Source organism: Paraglaciecola sp. L1A13, from assembly GCF_009796745.1.
GTDB lineage: Bacteria > Pseudomonadota > Gammaproteobacteria > Enterobacterales > Alteromonadaceae > Paraglaciecola.
In genome coordinates this window covers 3,127,898-3,150,406 of the sequence record NZ_CP047024.1, presented here as the reverse complement: position 1 = coordinate 3,150,406, position 22,509 = coordinate 3,127,898, and the positions used below count along the sequence as shown (strand labels likewise).

Genomic DNA, 22,509 nt, shown 5'->3' with positions numbered 1-22,509 from the left:
TATACTTTTAAGTTGTTAAAAACGATGCGACTTTGGGAATATTTTTATAGAGTGGGCATACATTGGAAAATGCGAACTCTAAATGAAGCTATTTATTATCCTTGTGGCACTAACCTTAGTTGGTTGTAAAAACGATCCTAACCCGGCTGAACTTAATAAAGCAGAGGCTTTACCCCCTATATTTCAGGAGGTCCGGCATGGAGAGTTGTATACAGATCACTTTCACTGGCTTAGGGACACAGAAACCTCGGAAATAAGCTCCCCACCAGTGCTCAAATATCTTGAGTCTGAAAAACAAAAGACCAAACGTTATTTTGCCTCTAAAAGTAATAAAATTTCTGAAGTGTTTGCTGAAATAAAGAGCAGATTGCCACAAGGGCAGACCGAAGACACTTGGGAAAATGCGGGACATACCTTACATACAGAGTATCAACAAAATGGCGAATACCGCATTTGGTACTATTTGCCACCGGGATCTAGTCATAGAAAATTACTATTAGACGAGAATATTAGAAGTAAAAATCAGCTTTCATATAAATTACTAAGTTTGCAATTATCACCTAACGCCAAGTATTTGGCGTGGGTAGAAAACTCTTCCGGTGTTCATTCACTTCATATTAAATCTGTTGATGGTAACGCAGAAATAATTCAAACAATTGATAACGTTAAAGATGATATTGAATGGAGCAGGGGATCTGACACCATATACTATGTTGAACTTGATGAGTACGGCCGAGAGTATAAAGTTGTTTCTAAGTCGATAGGCTCCGGCGCTGAATACAAAACACTATACGAAGAACAAGATGACGAACGTTTTGTTTTCATCCATAAATCACTGTCCAACAAGTATTTAATAATCAATAGTCTTACTTGGTCTAGCTCAGAAGTAAGGATTCTCGACTTAACTAAAGATAATGCTGTGCCTACTTTGGTTTTCTCAAGAGATAAAGAGGCTACTTTTTTTCTTGACCACATTAACGGAACGTTCATTGTTGAATCTAATATCCTCGATGAAAATTCTGATGTTTTTAAGTACACCACCGTTTTTTTTGATGAAGAAAAGGCAACTAAGCTGATTGATAGTTCAGCTGGCACCATTATAAAAGAGACGATAGTTTTCGAAAAATTTATTGCTACGCATGAAAGAAAAAATGGAGTAGATCAACTTAGGATAACCGATATAAATACAGGCTTTAGTCATTTTGTTAAATTTGATGATGAGCAGTATGGGTTAACGTTTGGTGATATCAAACAGAGTCTTAATAGTAATATTTTACGAGTCAGATATGAGTCCTTGTTAACGCCTAGAACAGTGTACGAATACAACGTAGATACAAAGCAAATCGTGACAAAGAAAACTATACAAATACCAGGTTACAAGAAAGCAGACTACATAGCTAAGCAACTAAAAGTAGACACAAGTGATGGGGTACAAGTACCGGTTTCTATTATTTATCATAAAGATACCCCGCCCAGTAAAACTCAACCGTTGTACTTATACGTATACGGTAGCTATGGCGAAGGAATCCCCCCAGAGTTTCCAATAATAGCCATGAGCCTAATTAATAGAGGGTTTACGTATGCCATTGCACATGTAAGAGGCGGTGATGAGCTAGGAAATGATTGGCACGAACAAGGTAGATTAATGAATCGTAAAAATTCCTTTTCAGATTTTTTATCTGTAGCTAACTATCTAGTGTCAGCCAATTTCGTGAAGAAAGGCAATATCCATGCTTCTGCGGAGAGCGCAGGTGGAACTATTGTTGCTGTAGCGTTGAATAAAGAGCCTGAACTATTTAAAAAAGTGGCTATGTTAGTGCCATTTGTTGATGTAGTTAACACCCTAATGGATGAAACGCTGAATTATACAATTGCAGATTGGGATGAGTTTGGAAATCCAAAGAAAGACCCGGCAGTATACAAGTATCAAATGTCATACTCCCCATACGACAATATTCAGCCTCAAGACTATCCTGGTATATATGTTAGCGCAGCTATAGACGACCCGGCAGTTGGCTATTGGGAAGTAGCAAAATGGGTATCAAAAATTAATAAGTTAAGGACGAATAACGAACAGTTAATATTCGATATACGCAATGGAGGTCATATCAAAGGTGGTCGCTATGAGCGATATCATAGTTTTGCTAAGTTTATTGTGTTCTTCCTTGACGATGGTAAGGGCTAACCGTGGAACTTATAAAGCAATCTGAATTTGTTTTTACCATTACCAATGTATTTACTTGTGAATAGACCGAATCGATAAACTCACAAGAACACGTGTATTTCATTATTAATGTAAAGGCAAATCACATTGAAAATTGCAATCACCGCCGCAAGTGGGCATTTAGGTACAGAAGTAGTTAAAGCAACAATCGCTTTGCAGACAAAAGAAGATGTAATCGGGTTAGCGCGAACACCAGATAAAGCCAAACCTTTTGGTATAGAAGTTCGTCTAGGTGATCACAATGATATAAATGGTTTGGAAAAATCATTGCAGTCTATTGACACCTTGCTATTAGTTTCTGGTATGGATACCCCGGACAAGCGCATTGAGCAACATAGAAATGTTATTCAGGCAGCGAAGCGCGCTGGGGTCAAAAAGATTGTTTATACCAGCATACAAGGGGCAGAAGAAAATACAGCTTTTTCGCCAGTGGTGCAAAGTAACAGACAAACCGAAAAAGATATTAGCAGCAGTGGTTTGGAATGGGTTATTGGGCGTAATGGTATTTATATCGAACCTGATATTGAATATATCGATAGTTATCAAAAAGCAGGTGGCATATTTAATTGTGCCGGTAATGGTCGATGTGGCTATACCTCAAGAACAGAGCTAGCTTATGCATACGCAAAAATACTAACTGAGGATAAACATAATGCTCAGATCTACAATTTGCATGGTCAAGCGATCACCCAATATCAACTTGCTGATTATCTTAATATGGCGTTTGATACACATTTAGCTTATACACCCATGACGGTGGAAGAATATCGAGCAAACCGGGTCGCTGAATTGGGCGAATTTCTAGGTACGGTTATCGCGGGTATCTATCAGGGAATTTGCGAGGGTAAAGCGGATAATCCAAGTCATTACCTTGCTGCGGCTGGCCGAGAGCACGAAAGCTGGCAGAACTACTTTGCCCGTATTAAATCAAACGTATGAGCAATTAATATAGGACACACAGGTAAATGGTGGCCTATCTTGTTGTTTTACAATATCAAATACAATGTTGGTTATAATAAACATTAGATTGAGATTCAATATATTATTTTTTAAGGTGTAGCACCATGCTATCAGCCCAATATCGACTAACGCGGCAATATACTGAGTCGCTTTGTGCGCCACTTAACATCGAAGATTATATTCCCCAAGCGATTGACTTCACCAGTCCGCCGAAATGGCATTTGGCCCATACTAGCTGGTTTTTTGAAGAAATGATTTTGACTAAGTTCATGGCGGATTATACGGTATTCGATGGTCATTTTACGTTTTTGTTTAACAGCTATTATCAAAGCGTCGGCGAAAAAGCCGTACGCGCACAGCGCGGCCTCATTACACGGCCGACTGTTGAACAGGTCTATCAATATCGTCATTATGTTGATGAGCACATGGTGCGTTTGCTCAGTTCGGATATATCTGATGACATTAAAGCGCTTGTGACGCTGGGAATAAATCATGAGCAACAACATCAAGAGTTGTTACTTACCGATCTAAAATACACGCTGGCGTTAAATCCTATTTACCCCGTGTATCAAGTAGATTTCGATCTTGTGGGTAAACATTCCGCAGTTACGTCAATAGATATGCCTTGGCTACGTATTGACGAAGGCGTTTATGAAATTGGCCATCAAGACGATAGTTTTTGCTTCGATAACGAACGAGGGCGGCACAAGGTGTATTTACATCCTTATGAAATCGCTACCTCATTGGTAACAAATGGCGAGTATCTTGAATTTATACAAAGTGGCGGTTATAGCACATTTAACTACTGGTTAGACGATGGCTGGACATGGTTATGTGCCAATCAAATTAATAGTCCCTTGTACTGGAAACAGATTGACGGCCAGTGGTTTTATTACACCTTAGCGGGGTTGAAGGCGCTAGACATGCAAGCCAGCGTATCCCATGTTTCTTATTATGAAGCCAATGCATTCGCTAATTGGAAGCATATGCGTTTGGCCACCGAGTTTGAATGGGAAGTTGCCTCAAATCAATTTGATTGGGGCTTACGCTGGGAATGGACGTCATCTGCCTATCTGGCGTATCCGGGGTTTAACGTAAGTGAAGGGGCCGTTGGGGAATACAATGGAAAGTTTATGATTAACCAAATGGTATTACGCGGTGCCTCTGTCGCTACAACACCTAACCATTCAAGGGCCACATACCGAAATTTTTTCCAGCCACATTTTCAATGGCAATACTCAGGTATTCGATTAGTTAAATAAGCAGGCCTTAATAAAATGATAAAGAAGAAACACGCAAGATGATTAAAGAATTTGCTCAAAATGTTGACGCGGGTCTGAGTCAATCTGAAAAAACCTTACCGTCTAAATATTTTTATGATAAAAACGGCGATGCACTTTTCGTAGAAATCATGAATATGCCAGAATACTATTTAACCCGCTGTGAAATGGAAATATTTAGCACCCAAACCCTAGACTTAATTGCGTCATTTCAAGCGGAAAAAAACGTATATTTTGAGTTGATTGAACTGGGGGCAGGGGACGGTAGTAAAACTCGGAAACTGCTTGAAGCCCTCAGTAATGAGGGGTATCAATTTGATTACATGCCGGTGGATATTTCAAAAAATGCGTTGGATCAACTTGAACAATCATTGCAGCAAAATCTACCGCAGGTATCAGTTATACCAAAACACGGCGACTACTTTGATATGTTAGGGTCGGTCAAAAATAGCCATCATCCTAAAATTGTTCTTTTTCTTGGCTCAAATATTGGCAACATGACCGACGCGATTGCCAGTGATTTTCTTTACCAACTTGGTGCCAATTTAAGCGAAAATGACAAATTATTGTTAGGTGCCGACCTGATTAAATCTGCTGATATAGTATTGCCTGCCTATAACGATGAAAACGGCATTACACACTCTTTTAATATTAATCTTTTACACCGTATGAATGCTGAGTTAGGCGCAACGTTTAATCCCGATGGGTTTGCTCACGTCCCAGAATATGACGAAATAGAAGGCATCGCAAAAAGTTACCTATTAAGTAATTGTCAACAATCCGTTGAAATTAAAGCGATCGGAAAAACCTATCATTTTGAAGCGGGAGAACGGATCCATACTGAGATTTCACGTAAATATAATGATGAAATTATATCTTCGCTACTAGATAAAACGGATTTTTCAATCACAGCGAAGTTTACGGATGAAAATGACTATTTTGCGGATTATTTGTTAAACAGAAATTGATTGTCCCCATTTTTAGTTAGTTTATCCAACTAAGAGGTGTTTAATAAATCAGTGTTAATTCAACATCTATAGTTAATTTAAGTAAACGACGCTAATTACCCCATTTAATTGGAACGGGTTTCTGTATGATTTGTCTGTGTAACTACATATAAGTGAGTTCTAGTCAGTTTTCCTCTGATGTTTACTTTGTGCTAATGAGGATATTTATGCGTAATGGTTTGTTATTAATCAGTTTTTTAATATTGGGTTTAAGCGCTTGTAGCGCGTCAAAAACTGAAGAAGACGGCGTTAAGCAGCAATTTGGTGAAAAATGTGAAAATGCGAAGCTGCAACTTAATAAAGCGGTAGAAGAAGGTCAATTATCTGATCTCAGAGTGCTCAAGCGCGACATTGAATTGTATTGTGTTTGGCGCAGAAATTAGTTCATGCTCCATGTACTTTATCTTATGTCGAGCGAATAATATAACCACCACACTAAGAGCGTAAAAAATGATTAGGCATATATTACTGATTAAATTTAAGGATTCAGTGGGGTCGAGAGAAATTGCTGATCTCGAGGTATTATTTGCATCAATGGTGTCTAAAATAGACGGGGTGGATTCGGTTGAATGGGGAACCAACAACAGCCCTGAGCAATTGAATAAAGGTTTTACGCATTCTGTATTTATGACCTTCACCAATGAACAAGCTCGCGAAAACTATTTACCTCACCCTGAGCATGAGACGCTAAAAAAGGTATTTGTACCGCTGCTGGATGACATAGTGGTTTTTGACTACCAAGTCTAATGTTGCATAAGCTGGTTTATTTCTTTTGTCCCGGTGCGTTGCCCAACAATTTACGTAAACGTTGATAATTCATACATAAGATTTAATCAATGAATTCCATTTTGCACAGGCGGTGACATTGACTGATAAAAAGGTTAAATATAACCGCTATTTTCTCATTCAAATAAGGAAATTCATTTTCTTTGCGCAAAGCGTATCATCGTAGTTTACTTAGCCATTATTCGTCACTTACAGTATAGGTTGCCATGAAGGTATATTTTTCACCTAATTTTATAAAAATCAAAGGCTAAGTCATAAAAAATTATATTTAAACAACTTAATACTGGGTAAATTTTTTATTACAGTTAGAATGTACTTAGCAAGCGTAACGAGTTGTGTAATATCTCGAAAAATAGCTTATTGCTAATGGGTATATTCTTGACGTTGAAGTTGAGGGATTTTAGATTTGGGCCAGTTGGAACCGATTGAGATATGTTTGAAAAATTAATATCACGCCTTTTTAGGCGTAACCGCGTAGATAGCGCAAACGAGCAAGTTGGCTCTACTCATCATTCAGACAATACTTCGCCGGTTGAGGCGAACCCGAGTCAACCTGCGAACACCGCTGAAACAACTGACATCCCCTTACCGACACGCACTGTGACGATGAGTGTTGCCTCTTTGAATCGATTAGATTTTTTGTTTTACGATTATCTACTTGGCCCGTCACAAACCAGCACCACACTAAATCCCATCGAACAGTATATTTTAACGCGAGTGAATCAGGCGCTTAAGTCACCTGAGAGTGTATTGACTCATTTCCCTGTATTACCGCAGTCAGTTATCGCGTTGACTAATATATTGAATGATCCTGATTTTGACTTGAAAGCCTTTATTAAAGTAGTTGAAAAAGAGCCGAGCATAGCTACTGAGCTGATGAAAAAAGCCAATAGCCCAGCCTATAAGCGTGGTGATAAAGACATCACAAATTTGCAGCAAGCATTTATGTTTATGGGGGCGAAGGACATAAAAGAATTTGTGCTTAATCGCTTTATCAAAAATTTATGTCAGCAAAAACCTATTTATTTTAAAACCTTCGGCGAAAAAATCTGGTTACACAGTCAAGACGTAGCAAGTATCGCTAAATCTCTTGGTGCGCAGCGCAAACAAAATGGTGAGGCCGCGTACACAATTGGCCTGATGCATGATTTAGGTAAGGTAGTAATTTTCCAGTTTATGGTGGAAGCATTTAAAAAGATCGATCCAGATTTCAAACAGGACTCGTTGGTGTTTAAGAAATTTTTAAGTGAAAAGTCTATGCGCCTAAGTGTCGAGCTGATGAAAATATGGAATATGCCTAAGTTGATTATCGATGTGGTGCAAGAACAAGTAGGTGATATCACCGAATTGGATAATCTTGAACCGTTATCAGCGACGTTATTTGAAGCTAATCTAATCAGTGAAATCAGTTTGTCGTATATAGGTGGTCATATTCAACCAGAGGAGTTAGTTCCGTTATTAGCGCAAACTAAACTGCGCACTGACGCGAGAAAGTTTCTGTTGCATAAACTGGACCTCGAACAAGATACAACGCCTTTGGCTGTCTAATCAGAAATATATCGATTTTCTGTAAGCGTAAACATCGACCAGTATTTTTCAAGGTTTCGTTATTTGAAGTTTCTGCTGACGCTAATGATTCTAGTGCTGTGTGCAAAATGCCAAGCGCAGTCACCTTTTGAAATCCCTAGAAGCCAAGTAATCGATATTACCGATCCCATTAGTGGGCGGACATATCCGCTGTATATCAAACTTCCACGTTCATATGATCCCCAGTTAAGCAAAACCTATCCAGTGATCTACTTAACAGATGCCTTATACAGTTTCCAACTTATCTCTGGCGCCACACGCTTTCCGATGAACAGCGGTACGATGCAAGAATTTATTATCGTTGCTATTTCTTATGAGAAGGGCTCAAAAGGAACGCAAAGTAGAGTGCGGGATTATACTCCGCGTAAAACCCAAGGCTGGAAACTTATAACAGGTAAAGCCGTCGAACATGCCACTTTTATTCGCGAGACAGTGTTTAATTACGTTGAAACACATTACCGTGCAGACTCAGAAAAGCGTACTTTTGTAGGCAATTCATGGGGAGGAATTTTTGGAGTATATATTCTATTCAGTCAACCGGATATGTTCAGCAGTTATATCATCGGTAGCCCATCTGTCTGGTTTGCTGATAAAGATATTTTGTCGCAGCCAGTTGCGAAAAGTGAACTCATTAAGCGTGTGTATATGGCGGTTGGAGGGCAAGAGTCACCTGACTTCGGGCAGCAGCAAGATATGGTGACCGATGCAAAAGCGCTAGCAAAGAAGATTGAACAGCAACAAAGTCAGTCGATCACACTTAAGTTTTCTGTAATTGAAAATGCAACCCATACTACGGCATTTCCTACGATTGCTATCCAAGGTTTAGATTGGCTATACCAAAAATAATCCACGGTATTGATCCATACATCGACTGAACCATTTAATAAGAGGATGTGGTCTGATAGTCCTTTACAACGCCCCAAACTGAATGATAAATCACCAAAATTAAAGGCTACATTCAACAATAGCCTGCAATCGCGTGAGGGGACGGCTTTCAATCCGCTAGGTTTAGCCTAAATAAAAAATATTACCGGCCAATAAACCGAACCCACTTATATCATCGTGAGATATTGAGGACTATATTGCGTTTAGTGCACATTAATCCAGTGTGGCGAATTCGCCTAGCGCTGACATTGCTTGTTCCGCTTTAGCGGTTGGCACGTAAATATGGTCGTGATAATACGCTGCGACAACGTTGGCGCTAATTGCGTATTGCGTTAGTTTTTCCGCGACTGCTGCGGTCAGCCCCACGGCTTCTAAACTGGAATGAACGGTTAAGGTAATTTGCTTATACGTGCCTGAAAAAGGAATGTTAGCAGCACGGGCCGTATCGGCTAACAGGATCAACGTCAGTCCTTCAGACTCTTTGAAAAAACATACCGGATCTAGGTCGGTGTAGTCACAAACGTTACCTTTAACGGTGCAAAATGCATATTCACTTTCATGTAAATGTGGCGACATGGATTTAAGTAATTGCGCTAACTCGGTTATACCTGACATAAAGTTGATGTTCCTGAATTAATAAAAGCTTGAATTGGAATAAAAACGCGGCATGTTACATAAATAAAATGCCGTTGTGAAAGCCCAAAGTGTAATATTATTTAGTCAAAATTAGGTGCGCGCTTTTCAAAAAATGCCGCAACCGACTCCTTAAATTCTGCTGAGGCCAGTTGTTCGGCGAAAATTACTCCTTCGCGTTTCATCTGTGCTTTTATTTGTTCTTTATTAACGCCTCGAATTAACCGTTTAGATTGCTTGACCGAGTCGGGCGCCAAACTAGCAACCTGTTCTGCTACTTTTAGACTTTCTGGTACGAGGGCATCATCTTCGAATACACGGGAAATAAGTCCCGCACTCAGAGCTTCGTCAGCGGTTAAGGTGCGCCCTGCTATCATTAAATCATTCGCCCATGCATTACCTACAGCTAAGGGAAGCAGCAGACTCGACGCCGCTTCAGGCACTAAACCGACATGGGTAAAAGGCGCACGAAAGCGTGCACTTTTAGATGCGTAAACCATGTCGCAGTGTAATAACATAGTAAGCCCTACACCAATGGCTGGACCATTAACCGCCACTATAATAGGGGTTTCGCATTCTGAAATTGCCTTTAAAAAGCGAATAACGGAAGGGGTACCAATCTCTTCAATCGGATTTATGAAATCATCTAAATCGTTACCGGCGGTAAACGTATCGCCTGCAGCTGTAAGCAGCACTGCTCGGACTTGAGGGTCTGATTGGCTTTCAGTCAAAGCATCTGCCAGTGCAGCATATAGGGCACGATTAAGCGCATTTTTAAGCTCAGGACGGTTAATCGTAAGGCGCATAACGCGGTTTTTCTTTTCTACAATGAGAATTGATGACATCACATTTCCTCTTTGACGTGGTTAGTTATCGTTGCAGACAATTTCTTCAGCATTTTTTGCAACATGAACTAAGAATCGAGCAATGATTTCTTGTTCTTCAATACTGAATTCACCCAATAAAGCGCGATTGCTATTTCTAACGTTAAGATTGGACTGCTCAGACAACGCTTTGCCTTTGGGCAGTAAAATAACATTTTGCACTCGGGCATCGTTGCGGTCTTTTTCCCGCCTAACCAATTCAGCCTTAGACATGCGATCAACGACCCCTGACATGCTTGAATAACTCATATTTAGTTGATCTGCGATGGCGGTAATTGGCGCGTGGTCACATTTTGCAAGTGAGAAGAGCACGCCTAACTGAGTAGTGCTAATTTGCATTTCACTTTTAAGCTTACGATTTGCTGCTTTAAATAAAGCACTATGAGCGAGTTGCAATAAATGGAAAATTTCAGCTTTTTTTCATTAACGTATTCATCGCAAAGTTATTTATTTAAAGTACGAAATAATAATATTGTACGCAAGCTGTAGTTTTCTTATTTGAATATGAAAATTGTATATTGACTAGCAAATATTGAGGATTATAGATTTTTATTTCGTTAGTAAAATAATTTAATTCACATACGAATTAAATGGTGCTCATATAAAGATACGTGCTATGGCTCAATAATTTGAAACTGTTAAAACGGGAAGGGCGAGATGACTCTAACTAAAGATGGCAAAACGGCGAATCGTGAACAAGTAGCAACTGGTCCTAAAGGGCAAGGGCAAGAGCAGAAGCTTTCAACAGAAGCCTGACACGCTATGGCGATAACCGTTTTTAACAGTCAAATGGCTTCTTTTAAAGGGGTCTGTATTATTGTCGCTGCGACCGGAGTGGCTCAGTATTTATACCAAGATTTTACTATTTGATTAACCGCAAAAGGTTATCACGGGGTGACTTTCGATTATGCCAGTATTGGCCTATCAATTAATGGGCATGTAAACAATTCAAAAGTGATGTGCTTAGCTGGGAAAATAACGGTTTTACTGGGGTACTTGATGCGGTCGGGCAGTAATTTTCCAACTTAGAGTCTGTTCGGATAGACCACAGTGTTGGTGGACACATGTTGGGTATTATGCCTGACACCAAACAAATATCTCGCGCAATCACTGTGGCTGCTGGCACGGGAACTCGGCGGCATAACGCTGCAAGTACCAGCGTGTATCTTGGGTTATATGGTATTTTTTAGGCAATTGACAGTGCCTTTATTAAGCTACTTCTCCAGTAGTAAGTTGAATGCTCTGTGTGATTTGCCCAAGGTCGTCATGATGCGATGGCGTCGCGGGTGCTTAAAAGAGGGGTAAGTTGTCAAGGGGAGGGGCAGTGGTTAAAATATGGCTTTGCCAAGGTGAATTTGCCTATTTGTGCATTAGCATTTAGTGATAGCGAGATAATGTCTTTGAAAAACGTTGATATGCTGCATGCGCAATTTACCGGAGCGTCTATTGCGCAGCAAATAATCGAACCCAAAGACATAGGACAAAAACGTATTGGTCAAATAGACTGACATCGTGGTCGTTATTAGCGCTGTGGAAGCGAGTATTCTCGCCCATTTTATAAACAGATGCCGACCGGTGTCATCATTTAGTCTTAGTTTGTTATCTAACGATGTCATCATTTAGTCGTAGTTTGTTATTTAAAGGTATCTAAATGGAACTTAGTAGGGAAAAATACGGTCAACTGTTGCATAAATGTTAATTCGTCGTGTACATACCAACTAACGAGAGAAAAATGGCTACCTTATCCACAATTTCACACGCAACAGGCGATGTGGAAGATACTCCCGAAGCAAATATACTGTCACGCCCCAAAAGAATATTAGGGTCACTAATAGCGCTAGATTTGCTTGGCGTTATATTAATGCTCATGGGGCTGCGCCAACAACTTCATCCTCAAGGATTGTTCCTCGAATCATTAAATGTGCCTTATGCAGGCGTAATGATGTTGACAGCAGGGGTCGTATTAACCTTACCTTTTTTCATATCGAGTATCAAAGCCAGCTTCTGTCCGTTTAATAAAAACTATAGGTAAAGCGTAACCGGCCGTCAGCTTATTTTAGCTACTGCATTTAATATTCACTTTTAACCAGATAGCTTGCCACCGAACCGGGTTTTCTTCTGGCTTTTAAACTTTCGCTGATACCTGATTAGCCATACCTATCGTATAATTTTTAGCGAATAAATTAGCGTCAACGGTACCTTTTACCTATTTTTTTAAAAGCGAAAATAACAAAAATTAGACTTTGAAAAACTCTGTAGTGTTCAAACGGGGCTTGTTTGTAGTCGAGCTTAAGATATTGCAGCAAGGCAGCACGCTTAGACTGATAGTTATGTAGGGAATTCGGCAGAGTCAGTTTTACCTTTACCTTTACCTTTACCTCTACCTCGCCGCAGCGGCAAGCGCGTAAGTGTTCCATGAATATTTGCAAAATAAACTTTTCACAAGCGTAGATCTATAAGGTCATAGGTTAAAAATCATAAACGTAGTTTTAAAACGATAACGGATAATGACCGTTATCCGTTATCCGTTATCCAGTTTGTTAAGTTGAGAATTAATACATCGGGTTGCCATTTTTCGACTCATTCGGGATTTGCTAAATTGAATCCCAGAGCTCAACAATTTTTCCGATTATCATCGAAACACAAACATCCTATTAAACATACATATTAAGCCATGTTTGATAGGATGTTAGGGCATCACAAAGTTGCTGTAATGATTGTATCGGCTATTCTATTAGTTCAATAACAGCACTAACTTCAACTGACATATTATCAGGTAAACCACTCATACCTACTGCTGCGCGAGCAGCTTTCCCATCGTCACCAAACGCGGTAACAAATAGGTCAGAGAAGCCGTTAATGACCTTGGAGTGACCAGTAAATGTAGGTGTGGCGTTAACCATTCCGGTAATTTGCAATACTTGCTTTACCTTCGATAAATCGCCTACCGCTAATTTGATCGTAGCTAATGCACACAAGCCTACCCGCTGAGCGGCTTCGTATGCTTCATCAGTGTTGAGCGTATCGCCCACTTTGCCCAGTACACTTTTACCTTCGCAGGCGCCATGTCCTGATAAGTACAAGGTGTTACCTGAACGACGCCATGTGACGTAATTTGCAATGGGTTTGACAGGTTTTGGCAATTCAAAACCAGCCGCTTTTATCCGGTCTTCGGGGGAATCACTTGCTAAGGCGGTAGCTGAAATAGCAAGGCTAATGGATAAAATACTGGTTAGAATGAATTTGTTCATGGTGTTCCTTTTTATTTTATTATTAGAGTGGTTATTAGGTTTATGCGAGATTTTTTAGAGCAATCACTAATTGATGGATATCGCTTACTGACGTGAACACTTGTGGCGTAACGCGTATACAGCAACCACTTGATAGCCCAACACGTACCACGGTGAAAACACCAAATTCATATTCTAAGCGCTTTTGTAAATCGTTAGCATCTTGAAGCGTGGTTTTACCCGCTAAACGAAATGCCCCCATACCAGTAGATGATTCCTCATCTATTGCACCCAGTACTTCAATATGTGGCATTTTTTGCGCTTTACTTACCCACAATGAACGCAAATAACGTAACCGTGCTTCTTTGTTGGCGCCACCTATTCGCTGATGAAATTCGATAGCTGCTGGGATAGTCAATATTGAGGCAAAGTTAATAGTAGCGGTATGTACTCGGGTACTTGCTTTTATGTTGTCAGGATCTGACTCGCCCGGATAGGGAGATACTTTGGCTAACGTTCCATTTCTCATATACAAAGCACCGACCCCTAGCGGGCTGCCAATCCACTTATGTAAGTTAAAACCAGCCCAATCAACGTTCAAATCAGTGATCTTAAAATCTAACAATCCCCATGACTGAGCGCAGTCACAGATAATATCAATACCGCGCCGTTTTGCGATGGCAGAAATCTTAGCAACGGGCAACACCAAACCGTGTTGATTGCTTACATGAGTCAGGAGCATCAATTTCAAATTAGGGTGTTTATCGAATGCCTCAATGTACAAGTCGAGTATTTGTTTCTGGCTCGCTTGAGCTGGCAATACGACTTCTACAGCATCAAGATTGCGAGAAACAGCAAGCCATTGCATGGTGTCTTTAAAACTGGGGTAGTCAATGTCGGTGTAAAGCACCGCATCATCTGGGCCCAGCGCATTATATTGCCGAATAAGGTTATGAATGGATTCAGTGGCGTTACGGGTAAGTACCAGCTCTTCATTATTTACGCCAAGCGCCTTAGCGACAGTGTTAGTGCTAATGGCGTGGTCATCTGCATAATGTTTACGAGCGTAGTAAGAAAGGTTGGTGTTGACCATGCGTGTATTTTCGATAAATTTTTCTTGTACTGGGCGTGACATCTTGCCCCAATAGCCGTGTTCAAGATTAACTATGCCTTGGGCAGTGTCATAAAATAGTGCAACCTTTACCCAAAAAGACTCGTTCATCGCTAATGAGTTTGCCGAAACGCCTTCAGGTAGGGAAGGGAGTTCAGGTTGACTCACGGGCGTTTTCGCTTGAACGGAACTTGATGTTGCTAGTGAGTAAATTGCGCCTGCTGTGAGCGACTTAAGCATCGTTCTGCGGTTAAAAGAGGTCGAGTCATTGCTCATTACTGCGCCTTATTTTGAAGTAGATGAAATTATTGTGATTCAACCGCTTTACGATAAAAATCAGCAGTTTAACTGCACAAGTCGAGCCAATAATATCGAATCGGTGGTTCAACAAGGCGAATTAACCGTTGCGCTACAGATTCGGCTTTATTGATAACCTCTCAGGCGTTTAGTCATAGGGGGCAACAATGGAGATAACGGGACATATGTTAACTCACCAATTTTCCCCATCAACTTCAGCTTCATAGGCCATGAAGATATCGTTGTTAAAACAGACCAAAGTCACACGTCTAACCAGCGTTTTGTTAAGTGTCGTCATTTCTGCGCTTTGTTGCTGAAATGCGCAGATTTACTTAATTTAAAAATGCGTTAATTCACTACACTAGGTTCAAACAATTGATGGGCTGTGAAATACCCTCAAGCTCAACCGACAAGAAGTATTGCCTTGTACACAGCTAGATGGAGAAAGACATTATTATGCAGACGTTATTCCGAATAGAATATTGGAAGACAGATGGCGGTAACTCTGGCATCGTGATTGAGTTTAATGCTAATCCCTATGACTTGTTCACGTTTGCTCACTTCAGCTAATATATCGAGAATACAAGTAAAAAAGCGACAAGCGGTGCCAGATATTAAGAACCGCTTGTTTAGCCAGTCGTCATTTGGGAATGTAAACACGGTCAGCCGACAATTTACATGCATTCGCTTTGTAATGAAGGTCAGTTGGAGGCTGTGTTGTAACCGGCATATCCTATTCGCAGGTCGCTGCTACGCATTCCTCTTTCAACTATTTTATCGTACAACAGTATCGTTAAATGAGAGTAGTATTTTGCTGACCTCGCTTATACGTCGGATAAAACTAGCTTTGTTAGCGCGCTCGTTTACCGTATGGTCGCCATCACCAAAAGGGCCGAAACCATCCAGTGTAGCGACGCCTTTTGCCGAAACAATGTTAGCATCGCTCACACCACCTCTTTTTTCAGTTTTTAGTGGGTAACCCAAAATCTGTTCGAGTTCAACCAGTAGCGCTAGCTGTTGATTAGAACTTTGCATAACGTCCCTTTGTATCCCTCCGGATAACGTCGCTTTTACGCCCTCAACAGCAGTATGGGCACATATTTCAGATAGTGCGGCTAATAAACGCTCTTTTTCGGTACTTTGTGTATACCTAGTTTCGACAATAATTTCTGCTTTGGGAGAAATAGTATTTGCGCCTATACCACCGCTAATTTTCCCAGCATTTACCGTGGTACCTTCGCTTAAGTCGGTTAATGCGGTCAGCGCAATTATCATATGTGCTGCGGCTAGGTTAGCGTTACAACCATCAACATAGTGATTGCCAGCATGTGCGGCTTTACCTTCTAGAAGAATGTTGAATGTACCCACACCTTTTCTTTCTATAACAACTTCATGATCTTTTCCGGCTGCTTCAAATACCAAACATACGTCATAATTTTCGGCTAATTTAGAACTTAGATGCTTACTGTCGTCACTACCACTTTCCTCATCACTGACCAATAACATATCAATATTGGCAATCGCACCTTGTTGTGATTTGACTTGGCGCAGTGCTTCCAACGCGACCACGTTACCGCCCTTCATGTCGCACACACCCGGACCATATATCCATTCGTCATCTTGTGAAAAATCTGTAAAGGTATTTGGAGGGAAAACGGTATCTAAATGTCCTAATAGTAATACACGTTTTTTTGCTGCTACCACAGGTGATGTAAACAGCAAATGGTCACCAATATGTTCCCGCGGAAACACTTCAGTCGTATATCCTAATTTTTCCATCCAGTGCGTGAAAATTTTACCGTTTTCATCTACACCTTGTTTGTTTTTAGTATAGGAATTGAGGTTGATGATGCTTGCCAGTTCAGTAAAGTCCAAGATGTTTCCTGCTTAGATACAAAGTGTGTGGTTGTTTGGCTAGCAATTGGAGTACCAACTTAACGACTTAGCACCTTGCGCCGTAATTAGTGGCTGGCTCGCCTTAATATAACTATGGAATACATATATCTGCAGTAATTTAATTCAAATGTAATCAACCTGATGCCTCATATTGGTGCGAATAGTTAGAAAAACAGCGAGTTGTGCTCATGTTTAAAACAATGTTAATTGCCAAATTCATTATTTTATCCATCAAATTGCTTTCTAAAGTGCATTTATCGTACACATACTCTGTTGGCGTCAAACTTGCTGCTCTAACTAGTTGTGAAGACATATTTATCCTCGACTTAGTATATTTTTTAGCATAAAACTCCTCAATATGTGAGGGTGTTTAATCAATGGGAGTGCATGGTTATGAACGCTACAAACCTTAGTGATCAACCGACTATCGGTATATGGATGTACCAAAATGGTGGTGGCAGTGAAATAGAGCTTCAATTAGTTGATTTGTTAAGAGACAAGGGGATCCGTGCGATCACAAATTTAGATCTTGCAAACTCTTCAGCCCACGCAGGTGAATTAGTTTGCAATGGTATTGTAATGGAGAGTTTATCGGCATTTTTTTCATATAATGCCGGGGAGCAAACGGCATATCAGGTCTATATGTATGATGCATTGAGTCACTCTATTCCAACCGTAAATAACTATGATTCTTTTGCTATTACAGAAGATAAATTTCTAACGGCGCATCTGTTAAATCGCGCAGGAATTAGAACCGCTGATTATCGTTTGATCAGCCATCTGGATATTCCATTGCTCAAAAATACAGTACGAGAATGGCAAGGTCAGGTGGTCTACAAACCCACAGATGGGTGGGGGGGGAACGGTATTGTAAAAATTGAAGATGAGCGTTCCCTAGATGTACTTATTCCGTTCTTAAATAGAATGGATATGAAACATTTTTATCTCGAAAAATTTATAAATTACGACAAAACAGACTATCGGGTAGACATAGTAGATGGTGAATTTGTTGGGTGTTATGGCAGAAGTGCTCCTGTTGATGATTGGAAAACGAATATAACAAGTGGCGGTTCTATCATATTACGGAAACCTGACGACGATATAATTGAACTTGCGTTAAAAGCGGCAAAAGTTACTGGTTTGGAGATCGCAGGTGTCGATTTGCTGTATGATCTTGATACTGAGGAATATGTCGTATTAGAGGTTAACGGAATTCCGGCTTTCGCCACCCCAGAACAAGAGAAACTAGGCATCGATTTTAATCGCACTAAAATTAAAAAAATCGCTAATTTAATTGAACGTATTGTAGAAGAGAACCCAAAATGACAAGTAAGGTTAATTCCCCTTTGCCCAAAATCGGCTTACTATATTTAGACCACGTACTGCAATTTTTTAATAAATCAAATTTTAGAGGGTGGCCAGACAAAATTGAAACGGTTGTTTATCATTGGCGTAATGATAAAGAGCGGTTTATCAAAGAAGTAAAACGTAAAAAAATTGATGTATTGATTGGAAACGTTCCTGCTACAGCCTACGAAACTTTTCGCGAAATTAGTCGAGCGCTTCCGAATGTCGAATTCGTGCCTTCCCTTGACACTCAATTTGCCAATAAATCAAAAGAGAATGTCACTCAACTTTGCGAGAAATATGATATTCCGATCCCTGCTACCCGTATCTTTTACGAGAAACAAGAAGCAGATGATTTTTTAAAGGATACTGTTTATCCTAAAATTATAAAAAAATCTTATGGGCCATCGAATTATGGTGGTTATTTTGTACACAAAGTAGACAGTTATACTGAAGCTAGAGCACTGCTGGATCAGAAAAAGTATTATCCGGTTTATTTACAAGATTTCGTCCCGATGGCGGCAGATATCCGCGTAATGTTAATAGGTCATAAACCCGTTTGCGCTTTCTGGCGACGTCCTCCAGAGGGAGAATGGTTGACCAACACCAGCCAGGGGGGCTCAATGGATTATATGGATGTGCCCCAAGAAGTACTCGATATGTCCGTCAAAGTATCTAAAGCCGCGAATGCAGAGTATTGGGCATGCGATATTGCGGTGGGTATAGATGGGCAATACAGAATATTGGAATGTGCAACTGCGTTTGCTGCCTTTCCTTATATTCGAGACTGGATTGGTCAATATTTAATGTGGAAGTTTTCTAAAGGGCAGTTCAAACTGCCTAACATACCCCTATATAATTGGGAAGAATTGTGTAAAATTAGCTCGTCAGTTTTACGTATGATGCGCTACATTACCTTCGGCAAGGAAGTTTATCCCAGTTGTGATGGTGCAGAGTTGTTTAGCAAAATTAGCGACGATAACTATCCGATCATTGATACTGAAGATATCAGCGACGAAGAATGGCCGAGTGAAATTTGGAATCGTCAAGACAATTACAAATCAGCCACAGCCGTTAGCGCAAAAAGTAACAAAACGAGCAACGTTGAACGAACTGAAAAAAAACAGAAGTCTGTCGCCCCATTGAGCGAAATATCTGACGAATCGGCAGAATGCGAAAATACAGACGAAATTTTGAGCAAACCAACTTATACTGCAGAGCAATTGGAACACTTTTTTGGCAGTATAAAAGGTTTTGGTAAAAAGCAGGTTTCATTCATTTTTGAAACGCTGGACTTACCCTCAATCAATCAAGCCCTTGAGAGTGATGGCGCTGACTTTTACCAAGTTAAGAATATTGGAGAGAATAAAGTCCTCAATATTTTGGCCGCGTGGAAAGAGTTTGATCCTACGATTTCTCAATAATGATTAAGTAGATAAATGAAAAAACAATATTTTTCATATAAAGAAACTATTGAGTTTCTAGATGAAGCAAGTAAAGACTACCCTGATTTAATTAAAGTCCAAAGCATTGGTGAAACATGGGAAGGTCGCCCGATAATGTTGGCGACCATTAGTTTAGATGTAAAAAACGCAGACAAAAAACCTGCCCTGTTATACACAGGTACCATTCACGCACGTGAATGGATTGGCATCGAATTAGCTAATAGTTTTATTAAATATATTATTGAAAACCACCAGTTTAACCCTAAATTGCAGGAAGCGCTCACGCGCAATACCCTTTATATAGTTCCTTGTTTGAATCCTGATGGGTTTGAATATTCTCGCACGCATTTTTCGTTTTGGCGTAAAAACAGGCGAAACAATGGCGATGGCACTTTTGGTGTCGACTTAAATAGAAACTTTGGAATTCGATTTAAAAGTGGTACTGATACGTCGTCTAATATTTATGGCGGACCTTCTGCATTTTCAGAACCAGAAACTAGGGCTGTACGAGACTTTGTTCAGGACCATAAAAACATCACCGTATCTTTAGATTATCACTCTCAAGGTAATGTGTTTTTCCCTGCGCACAAATTCGACCATGAAGCAGAAATTGATACCACGGATTTGAATACCTTGTGTGCCAATATGGCGTTCGAAATTGAAAAGGTCACGGGTAGAAAATATGGTATCCATCGAGGAAAACCCCCAACCAATTTAATTAACGGCAGTGGTCGCGAGTATTATTACAATCAGGGTATTATCGCCACAGTGGTAGAAGTGGGAACCAAAAATATTCCAGACTACATGGAAAATATGTCTCAGAGTGTTAACGAGAATATTCCGGCGTTAGTTCACGCATTAAGATCAGCGATCAATTACTCTGACTTAGCCCCAGCCAGACCTAACAACTTCAACTTGGGCGAGCTCAATGAAAATAGCGCATTGTTGGAGTGGGAATATGCGGGGGATGACAATGTATATTTTGAGATATATCGAAACATTTCACATAAAAGTCCATGTACTGATGACAATCTAGTTGGTATCACTAAAACATTAAGTTTTAACGATGTTCAATTAAAAAGCGGCCAGCATTACTTTTACAAAATTCGTGCCGTTTCGATTGATACAAAAGTTAAAGGTCCTTATGCGCCAGAGCTTAAAATTAAAACCTTGTTGGCTCGCGAGCAATTCAGTAAAACCCTATATCCGAGTGCGCAACAAATTGGTTATGTAGGTCAATACACCCAAGAAAAAAACCATGAGCATTTCGGACTAAATTCACTTTTTATTGGTGTAAACAAATCTCGTGGCGTGTGTTATGGCGTCATTGCTTTCTCACTTGACCGCTTACCAGACGATGCTGAAATTAAGCAAGCCCGTTTCTCTATTTATCCTATGAATCGTGTAAGTGCAAAATTGGAATCATACGGTGAATGGGGAATTTCGTTTTTAGATGTCGATAGTGTGCCTAATATTCGCGACTATAACGATATTGCAAACGCAACGGTGATCCACTCAGGACAAACTATCGAATCAGATCGGGTCACTCAAGGCGTGTGGAGCGACTGGCAATTTAACGGTAAAGAGCGCACCATTCTGCAAGAGCAATTGAAAGCCGGTAAAGTATTAATTCGGATCGATGGCCCAACCAGCCTCCCAAATGGCGCAGATTCACAAATGATGCAGTTTGATATCGGTTTTGGTCGTTTTGGTTCTGGTATTCACTATCGACCCAATATGGATATCACCTATACTAGACAAGCAAAAACGGTGGAACTGTCTCCTACGAGCGTTAACACCATCATGGCCAACGGTAATGTGCCAGGCAAACTGCAATCAGGTTACGACAAAAGCGGTAATAAAATTTATGGCCAGCTTGCATTCGCATTACATTCGATGCCAGAGCCGGAAAGAACAGTTATCACCAATGCCTATTTAGAGTTATCAAATGTTAATTCACTGGGAGCAAAAAAAGACATTCGCTTCACAGTTGAGTTGGCAGACATTGAAGATATTGATTACGAAAGTGTCAAACAACGGCAGAGTATCCAGTATATTGGTTATGAAGTTAGTAATGCTGAGTTACGCAATAAAAAACAACACTTTTTTGACTTTGATAGCTACAGTCGTTCAGAGTTAGAAAAGCTTCATCAAAAGAATTTGCAAGCATACTTTCTGATCCGAGCAACATCGGGCTTCAGAGATGGGCAGGATGAATTGGTTGATTGGGTAAATAACGCGACTGAAAATAAACAGGCTAAATTAGTCGTTGAATATATCGAACGCAGAAAAATTCCATTGGATGCACCAACCAACTTGCAAACTAAAATAGAAAATAACAAAGTGAAAATTCTTTGGAAAAACCCAATTAGCGAGGATTTTGTTGGTTCATTTGTTATTAGAAATCGTTTTCATCCACCCCGTTCACCTTTTGATGGTGTGAAATTGTACGGTGGTTCAGATGAATATACCTTTGATAGTTTCGGCAACCCGAACATACCTAAATATTATGCAGTTTTTAGTTACGACGATGTGCCTAATTATTCACAAGCCAGTTGTGTTCACTTCAGCGTTGATCAAACCATTCCGGTAGAAGAAGTGGATCCAGATGATGTAGAGTTACTGTTTGACGGAGAAATGCGTAATTCATCAGATTCATAAAGTGAATGGGATGAGATTTTAAAAACACAAGCCTCACTATTGCGTTTGAATAGTGAGGCCTTTTCTATGAAACCATACTCGCACCATCTTCAATTCGTTTTTGTGTAATCCCATTTTATATTTATAACTGGCAGACATTGATGCTCCTGGAGTGGTTAGTATAAGGGATGTCATGGTGAGCAGCGGGCCGTTTGTAAAATCGTCTATTCATGATGTGGTACTGATATCGATTGGACGTTGATATGGTCAATTTCAGCAAATCCAAAAGGCTAGACA

Annotated in this window: 19 protein-coding genes; 13 read left to right on the top strand and 6 right to left on the bottom strand. The window is 40.1% G+C overall.

Translation table 11 applies throughout. From position 1 onward, the window contains the following. Positions 1 to 82: 82 nt before the first annotated feature. The 8 genes from GQR89_RS13170 (at position 83) to GQR89_RS13135 (ending at position 8,690) form a co-directional block, all read left to right on the top strand. Positions 83 to 2,185 carry a prolyl oligopeptidase family serine peptidase gene (locus GQR89_RS13170; RefSeq protein ID WP_158770467.1) on the top strand — a complete coding sequence of 701 codons (2,103 nt, stop codon included), beginning with the start codon at positions 83 to 85 and terminating at the stop codon, positions 2,183 to 2,185. 126 nt (positions 2,186 to 2,311) lie between these two features. Continuing rightward, a complete protein-coding gene (locus tag GQR89_RS13165) occupies positions 2,312 to 3,163 on the top strand; it encodes an SDR family oxidoreductase (RefSeq protein ID WP_158770466.1) in 852 nt (283 codons plus the stop codon). A 125-nt stretch (positions 3,164 to 3,288) separates the two neighbouring features. Further along, complete coding sequence (gene egtB, locus GQR89_RS13160) at positions 3,289 to 4,446, top strand: ergothioneine biosynthesis protein EgtB (protein WP_158770465.1); 1,158 nt, start codon at positions 3,289 to 3,291, stop codon at positions 4,444 to 4,446. Positions 4,447 to 4,484: 38 nt separating this feature from the next. Beyond that, a complete protein-coding gene (egtD, locus tag GQR89_RS13155) occupies positions 4,485 to 5,432 on the top strand; it encodes an L-histidine N(alpha)-methyltransferase (protein ID WP_158770464.1) in 948 nt (315 codons plus the stop codon). Between the two features lie 206 nt (positions 5,433 to 5,638). Continuing rightward, positions 5,639 to 5,854 carry a hypothetical protein gene (locus tag GQR89_RS13150; protein ID WP_158770463.1) on the top strand — a complete coding sequence of 72 codons (216 nt, stop codon included), beginning with the start codon at positions 5,639 to 5,641 and terminating at the stop codon, positions 5,852 to 5,854. A 67-nt stretch (positions 5,855 to 5,921) separates the two neighbouring features. Further along, positions 5,922 to 6,218: a Dabb family protein gene (locus GQR89_RS13145; RefSeq protein WP_158770462.1), complete on the top strand. Its 297-nt coding sequence runs from the start codon at positions 5,922 to 5,924 to the stop codon at positions 6,216 to 6,218. A 471-nt stretch (positions 6,219 to 6,689) separates the two neighbouring features. After that, entirely contained in the window at positions 6,690 to 7,805 is a 1,116-nt protein-coding gene (locus GQR89_RS13140; protein WP_158770461.1) for an HDOD domain-containing protein, read from the top strand. Between the two features lie 63 nt (positions 7,806 to 7,868). Then, complete coding sequence (locus tag GQR89_RS13135; protein WP_233268967.1) at positions 7,869 to 8,690, top strand: alpha/beta hydrolase; 822 nt, start codon at positions 7,869 to 7,871, stop codon at positions 8,688 to 8,690. A gap of 252 nt (positions 8,691 to 8,942) precedes the next feature. Here the strand turns inward: GQR89_RS13135 and GQR89_RS13130 are convergent, their stop codons facing one another. The 3 genes from GQR89_RS13130 to GQR89_RS13120 form a co-directional block, all read right to left on the bottom strand. Further along, entirely contained in the window at positions 8,943 to 9,344 is a 402-nt protein-coding gene (locus GQR89_RS13130; RefSeq protein ID WP_158770460.1) for an ACT domain-containing protein, read from the bottom strand. A 101-nt stretch (positions 9,345 to 9,445) separates the two neighbouring features. Next, positions 9,446 to 10,207, bottom strand: coding sequence for an enoyl-CoA hydratase-related protein (locus GQR89_RS13125; protein ID WP_158770459.1), 762 nt, complete (start codon positions 10,205 to 10,207; stop codon positions 9,446 to 9,448). Positions 10,208 to 10,228: 21 nt separating this feature from the next. After that, positions 10,229 to 10,585: a MarR family winged helix-turn-helix transcriptional regulator gene (locus tag GQR89_RS13120; RefSeq protein WP_233268966.1), complete on the bottom strand. Its 357-nt coding sequence runs from the start codon at positions 10,583 to 10,585 to the stop codon at positions 10,229 to 10,231. A 947-nt stretch (positions 10,586 to 11,532) separates the two neighbouring features. On the opposite strand from GQR89_RS13120, the gene GQR89_RS21345 reads away from it, so the two are divergent. Together GQR89_RS21345 and GQR89_RS13110 are read left to right on the top strand one after the other, a co-directional pair. Further along, a complete protein-coding gene (locus GQR89_RS21345) occupies positions 11,533 to 11,754 on the top strand; it encodes a hypothetical protein (RefSeq protein WP_199271324.1) in 222 nt (73 codons plus the stop codon). Between the two features lie 224 nt (positions 11,755 to 11,978). Further along, positions 11,979 to 12,278, top strand: coding sequence for a hypothetical protein (locus GQR89_RS13110; protein WP_158770458.1), 300 nt, complete (start codon positions 11,979 to 11,981; stop codon positions 12,276 to 12,278). Positions 12,279 to 12,972: 694 nt separating this feature from the next. On the opposite strand, the gene GQR89_RS13105 is transcribed toward GQR89_RS13110, so the two are convergent. The 3 genes from GQR89_RS13105 to GQR89_RS13095 form a co-directional block, all read right to left on the bottom strand. Then, positions 12,973 to 13,497 carry a RidA family protein gene (locus tag GQR89_RS13105; RefSeq protein ID WP_158770457.1) on the bottom strand — a complete coding sequence of 175 codons (525 nt, stop codon included), beginning with the start codon at positions 13,495 to 13,497 and terminating at the stop codon, positions 12,973 to 12,975. 40 nt (positions 13,498 to 13,537) lie between these two features. Continuing rightward, a complete protein-coding gene (locus tag GQR89_RS13100; RefSeq protein ID WP_158770456.1) occupies positions 13,538 to 14,863 on the bottom strand; it encodes an aminotransferase class V-fold PLP-dependent enzyme in 1,326 nt (441 codons plus the stop codon). 795 nt (positions 14,864 to 15,658) lie between these two features. Further along, the gene (locus tag GQR89_RS13095) at positions 15,659 to 16,759 is read right to left on the bottom strand and encodes a M20 family metallopeptidase (protein WP_158770455.1); all 1,101 of its coding nucleotides are present in this window, start codon (positions 16,757 to 16,759) and stop codon (positions 15,659 to 15,661) included. Between the two features lie 414 nt (positions 16,760 to 17,173). Here GQR89_RS13095 and GQR89_RS13090 point away from each other — a divergent pair, with 414 nt between their 5' ends. The 3 genes from GQR89_RS13090 to GQR89_RS13080 are packed head-to-tail and all read left to right on the top strand — an operon-like array spanning position 17,174 to position 22,233. After that, the gene (locus tag GQR89_RS13090; protein ID WP_233268965.1) at positions 17,174 to 18,106 is read left to right on the top strand and encodes a RimK family alpha-L-glutamate ligase; all 933 of its coding nucleotides are present in this window, start codon (positions 17,174 to 17,176) and stop codon (positions 18,104 to 18,106) included. Continuing rightward, positions 18,103 to 19,551 carry a RimK family alpha-L-glutamate ligase gene (locus tag GQR89_RS13085; protein ID WP_158770454.1) on the top strand — a complete coding sequence of 483 codons (1,449 nt, stop codon included), beginning with the start codon at positions 18,103 to 18,105 and terminating at the stop codon, positions 19,549 to 19,551. The genes GQR89_RS13090 and GQR89_RS13085 overlap by 4 nt, the downstream gene beginning before the upstream one ends. Before the next feature lie 15 nt (positions 19,552 to 19,566). Beyond that, entirely contained in the window at positions 19,567 to 22,233 is a 2,667-nt protein-coding gene (locus tag GQR89_RS13080; RefSeq protein ID WP_158770453.1) for a M14 family zinc carboxypeptidase, read from the top strand. Positions 22,234 to 22,509 lie beyond the last annotated feature (276 nt).

Bases quoted from the DNA above. Each gene is read 5' to 3' on its own strand.
- GQR89_RS13130 (WP_158770460.1), bottom strand. From the start codon at position 9,344: ATGTCAGGTATAACCGAGTTAGCGCAATTACTTAAATCCATGTCGCCA.
- GQR89_RS13080 (WP_158770453.1), top strand. From the start codon at position 19,567: ATGAAAAAACAATATTTTTCATATAAAGAAACTATTGAGTTTCTAGAT.
- GQR89_RS13120 (WP_233268966.1), bottom strand. From the start codon at position 10,585: ATGCAAATTAGCACTACTCAGTTAGGCGTGCTCTTCTCACTTGCAAAA.
- GQR89_RS13110 (WP_158770458.1), top strand. From the start codon at position 11,979: ATGGCTACCTTATCCACAATTTCACACGCAACAGGCGATGTGGAAGAT.
- GQR89_RS13150 (WP_158770463.1), top strand. From the start codon at position 5,639: ATGCGTAATGGTTTGTTATTAATCAGTTTTTTAATATTGGGTTTAAGC.
- GQR89_RS13170 (WP_158770467.1), top strand. From the start codon at position 83: ATGAAGCTATTTATTATCCTTGTGGCACTAACCTTAGTTGGTTGTAAA.
- GQR89_RS13140 (WP_158770461.1), top strand. From the start codon at position 6,690: ATGTTTGAAAAATTAATATCACGCCTTTTTAGGCGTAACCGCGTAGAT.
- GQR89_RS13100 (WP_158770456.1), bottom strand. From the start codon at position 14,863: ATGAGCAATGACTCGACCTCTTTTAACCGCAGAACGATGCTTAAGTCG.
- GQR89_RS13125 (WP_158770459.1), bottom strand. From the start codon at position 10,207: ATGTCATCAATTCTCATTGTAGAAAAGAAAAACCGCGTTATGCGCCTT.
- GQR89_RS13145 (WP_158770462.1), top strand. From the start codon at position 5,922: ATGATTAGGCATATATTACTGATTAAATTTAAGGATTCAGTGGGGTCG.
- egtD (WP_158770464.1), top strand. From the start codon at position 4,485: ATGATTAAAGAATTTGCTCAAAATGTTGACGCGGGTCTGAGTCAATCT.
- GQR89_RS13085 (WP_158770454.1), top strand. From the start codon at position 18,103: ATGACAAGTAAGGTTAATTCCCCTTTGCCCAAAATCGGCTTACTATAT.
- GQR89_RS13105 (WP_158770457.1), bottom strand. From the start codon at position 13,497: ATGAACAAATTCATTCTAACCAGTATTTTATCCATTAGCCTTGCTATT.
- GQR89_RS13090 (WP_233268965.1), top strand. From the start codon at position 17,174: ATGAACGCTACAAACCTTAGTGATCAACCGACTATCGGTATATGGATG.
- egtB (WP_158770465.1), top strand. From the start codon at position 3,289: ATGCTATCAGCCCAATATCGACTAACGCGGCAATATACTGAGTCGCTT.